This is a genomic window from Sodalis-like endosymbiont of Proechinophthirus fluctus (genome assembly GCF_001602625.1).
Lineage (GTDB): Bacteria > Pseudomonadota > Gammaproteobacteria > Enterobacterales > Enterobacteriaceae.
Genome location: NZ_LECR01000001.1, coordinates 32,784 through 35,957 on the forward strand (window position 1 = coordinate 32,784; position 3,174 = coordinate 35,957).

Genomic DNA, 3,174 nt, shown 5'->3' on the forward strand with positions numbered 1-3,174 from the left:
GATGTGCCGGCTATTGCCGCCGCGTTGAAAACGCAACTGCTGGGCGATTTGGCCAAGCTTGACGGTTTCAATGAGGAAGAGTTGCTCAACCGCCGTTACCGCCGTCTGATGAACTATGGCTATTGCTGAATGAACGACGCCGGACTCCAGCGCTCGTTCGTTGCTCGGGACAGACCTGCGATATCTCACACCCCGCATGTTCGTACTTGCGGGGTGTTTTTTGTGGCCGGAGATGTACTTTGGTGGCACCCAGCCAGCCGCAATGCCGGCTACGCTTAACGTTTGGCCGAGATAACTGAGCAAAGGACCCACGATAGGATGCGTTGAATGAACATCATTGCAATGCTTTTGCCGAAACATATATTTTTACAAAGCTACACAGTTGTGGGAGCTGGCACAGGTGCTGACCGAATAGCTATCATATTGTCTATACCACCGGTAGCTAGGATTTGTTGATCCTTACTTGAGCAAAATTCGCGCATTGCAGGCATTATTTTCTATTGGGAACAATACTAGATGGATATCTTCCTAACCATTAACGAGATCAATGAGTATCTGCCGTTGTATGTGTTTATCAGCACCCATTCGGTGCTTGACGTCAAGCGCCAACGAGATGTGCATTGCGCTCTATTTTTTGAATATGGCTTTAAATTTCGCCACCGATATTAGCCAGCGTATCCGGCAATATACCGCTGAATATATTGATGCCATCATGCCGTCTTTGACTAATGCGTTCTTCCATCCATTATGTAGAAGAAGGAAAATATACTTTTTGCATACCGGGCCAAATGGCTACCGCCTATCGGTTGGCAGCTTGTTCTATGACTTTTTCGGCGGCAATACGCTGAAGTAGGATGTGTCGATTTCGGTGACCGAACTGGGATCGCTGTTGGACCATACCTGGCGCCAACCTGAAGGCGGAGGAGTGTATTACCCGTACTTTCGTAGCCGAGCAGAATTATATGGTCACTAAAGGGACCTCCGACAAAATCGTCAGTATGTACACCAGGCCCGCCAGCAGTATGCGGTGCTCATTGACTGCAACTTCCATAAATCTCTGGCCCACCTGCTGATGATGAGTGATGTGGCGCCGATTTACCTGACGACGAACTGCAGCGCCTGCGGCATTTTGGGAGAATTCCACAGCGGCAGTTCAGCTGCGCGAAAATCGCGCAGAAGGTAGCGGCAAACCCGCAGACCAACTATCCTGTACTACACGGTGATTATCAACTCCACCTATGACGGCCTGTTGTATAACATGCAGTACATTAAACAGACGATGACGGTGCTGTCGATCCATTTTGACTCTGCTTGGATGCCGTACACTAATTTCCATCCTATCTATTCTATCGCGGCAAAATCGGCATGAGCGGAGAGAGAATTCCTGACAAAGTCATCTTCGATGATGCAATCGAAGAACAAACTGCTGGCGGCCTTTTCTCAGGCGCTAATTAACTATCTAAGGTTATTATGATGAACGCACTTTTAACGAAGCGTACATGATGAACACCACCACCTCTCCCTATTAAAGCATCCCGGCGTCCATCGAGATGACAGCGGCGATGGTGCGCGAAAAACCTGTGCTGCCTTATTCAATGCTTCATTGAGTGGGCTCTGAATTTTCGTAAAGAGGTTTACCATTTACGTCAGAAGAGTCGGATGGCTGGTTTTCGATATCTGGCAGCCTGAGATCATCGAAGACACCGTCTGCTTGGTCGGTGGTGCCGTGGCACAGGCTTTGCGATGCTGACTCTGATCATATGTACCTCGATCCCATCAAGGTCACTATCCTGACGCCCGGAATAGACGAGACCAGTGAAATGGCGTCGGAGGGGATTCCGGCTTCGCTGGTGGATAAGTTTATCTATGAGCGGGGCGTGTAGTGGTAAAAAACGTTATAATCTGCTGTTTTTTTAGTATTAATATCGATAAAATCAAGGAGATGAGCTTGTTGCACGGGTTGACCGAGTTTAAGCGCGCCTACGATCTTAATCTTCAGGTGCGCAATATGTTGCCGGACTTGTACACGGAAGATTCTGATTTATAACGCCATACGCGTATTTAAGATCTAGTGCAGGGTATCCACGGGTTAATTCATCAGCATCATCTACCGCAACTGATGCTCAATTCTTTCGCGGTGTTTCCCGGGATGAAAATGGTGCCTTACGCCACGTGCCAGTAGCATGTGTACAGCAACGTAAAAACCGTTGAGCTATCGCAAGTGGTCGGTCGCATCTATGCTAACATGCTGTTGCCGTACCTGCCTTGGTGGGGGTACCCGGTGGTGATGCCTGGCGAGATGATCACTGAAGGCAGTCGGGCGGTGCTAGATTTGCTACTGATACTATACTCAATCGGCCAACACTATCCGGGCGTTGAGACCAACAACATCCACTGTACTGAACTGACTGAAGATGTCCTTTATTGGGTGCGATATTGAAATAAACCGCCACTTGGTGGTTGGCCTGGTCACAACCACCTTGTACGATGCATAGGAAAATTGGTACAAAGACGGGACGCTGGTTGTGGGGGCGGGACGACAATGGCGTGAGTAGGGCTCACTGTCGGGATACAGAACGGAGGCGGGGATTTTAAAACATGATTAGCACAAAATGGATGCAACATATCGCCATCATCGCCAGTGATTATACACGCAGTAAACATTTTCACTGCCTGCCAGGTAGGTAGGTACTGGGCTTTATGCTTATCGGCGAAAATTACTGCGCCGAACGGGACTCCTAGAAAGGGGACTTTGCGCTGTAGGAGGAGTCTTATTGAGCTGTTCTCTTTTCCCGACGCGCTGAGGGGCTGCTTAGCCGGCCGGAAGCCAGGGGTGCGCCAGTTATCCTTCATCGTCGCCGATATCGATAGGGTAATTGCCAGCATTGAGGGCGACGGCCTAGCCTAAGAGCCAGTGCAGGTTAATGTGCTCACTGGCAAGACATTCACCTTTTTCACCGATCCTGATCGGTTACTGCTGGAGCTGTATGAAGTATGATGTCGGTGGACAGATGCAGGCGCTGCGCCGCCTTGTCGCAGTCCGTGTCACTCCTTATCGCGCACTGCTGCTGGCCTTCAGTGGTGGGCTGGATTCCACGGTGTTGTTAGATATCCTTGCCGCGCTGCGCAACGGCGATTATGCCCTGGATAGCGTAATCACGCCGGCGCTGCGAG

At 50.0% G+C, this 3,174-nt stretch carries 5 protein-coding genes and 4 pseudogenes; 8 read left to right on the forward strand and 1 reads right to left on the reverse strand.

Features of this window, described 5'->3' with window-relative positions; all coding sequences use genetic code 11:
• Window positions 1-129, forward strand: a pseudogene (locus tag BG74_RS15240) (acetyl-CoA carboxylase carboxyl transferase subunit alpha); the annotation flags it as partial.
• A gap of 484 nt (window positions 130-613) precedes the next feature.
• Window positions 614-853: a hypothetical protein gene (locus BG74_RS15245; RefSeq protein ID WP_244267032.1), complete on the forward strand. Its 240-nt coding sequence runs from the start codon at window positions 614-616 to the stop codon at window positions 851-853.
• Between the two features lie 105 nt (window positions 854-958).
• Here the strand turns inward: BG74_RS15245 and BG74_RS15250 are convergent, their stop codons facing one another.
• Window positions 959-1,144 (reverse strand): hypothetical protein, encoded by a 186-nt coding sequence (locus BG74_RS15250; protein WP_244267039.1) that lies wholly within the window; start codon window positions 1,142-1,144, stop codon window positions 959-961.
• Here BG74_RS15250 and BG74_RS15255 point away from each other — a divergent pair.
• The 6 genes and pseudogenes from BG74_RS15255 to BG74_RS00160 form a co-directional block, all read left to right on the forward strand.
• Window positions 1,076-1,369 (forward strand): annotated as a pseudogene (locus tag BG74_RS15255) (hypothetical protein). The gene BG74_RS15250 and the pseudogene BG74_RS15255 overlap by 69 nt on opposite strands.
• Before the next feature lie 352 nt (window positions 1,370-1,721).
• Entirely contained in the window at window positions 1,722-1,883 is a 162-nt protein-coding gene (locus BG74_RS15260) for a hypothetical protein (RefSeq protein ID WP_244267033.1), read from the forward strand.
• Window positions 1,883-2,047, forward strand: coding sequence for a hypothetical protein (locus BG74_RS15265; RefSeq protein ID WP_244267034.1), 165 nt, complete (start codon window positions 1,883-1,885; stop codon window positions 2,045-2,047). The genes BG74_RS15260 and BG74_RS15265 overlap by 1 nt, the downstream gene beginning before the upstream one ends.
• A gap of 138 nt (window positions 2,048-2,185) precedes the next feature.
• The gene (locus tag BG74_RS15270; RefSeq protein ID WP_244267036.1) at window positions 2,186-2,440 is read left to right on the forward strand and encodes an Orn/Lys/Arg family decarboxylase; all 255 of its coding nucleotides are present in this window, start codon (window positions 2,186-2,188) and stop codon (window positions 2,438-2,440) included.
• Window positions 2,441-2,598: 158 nt separating this feature from the next.
• Window positions 2,599-2,998 (forward strand): annotated as a pseudogene (locus BG74_RS11975) (VOC family protein).
• A gap of 13 nt (window positions 2,999-3,011) precedes the next feature.
• Window positions 3,012-3,174 (forward strand): annotated as a pseudogene (locus BG74_RS00160) (tRNA lysidine(34) synthetase TilS); the annotation flags it as partial.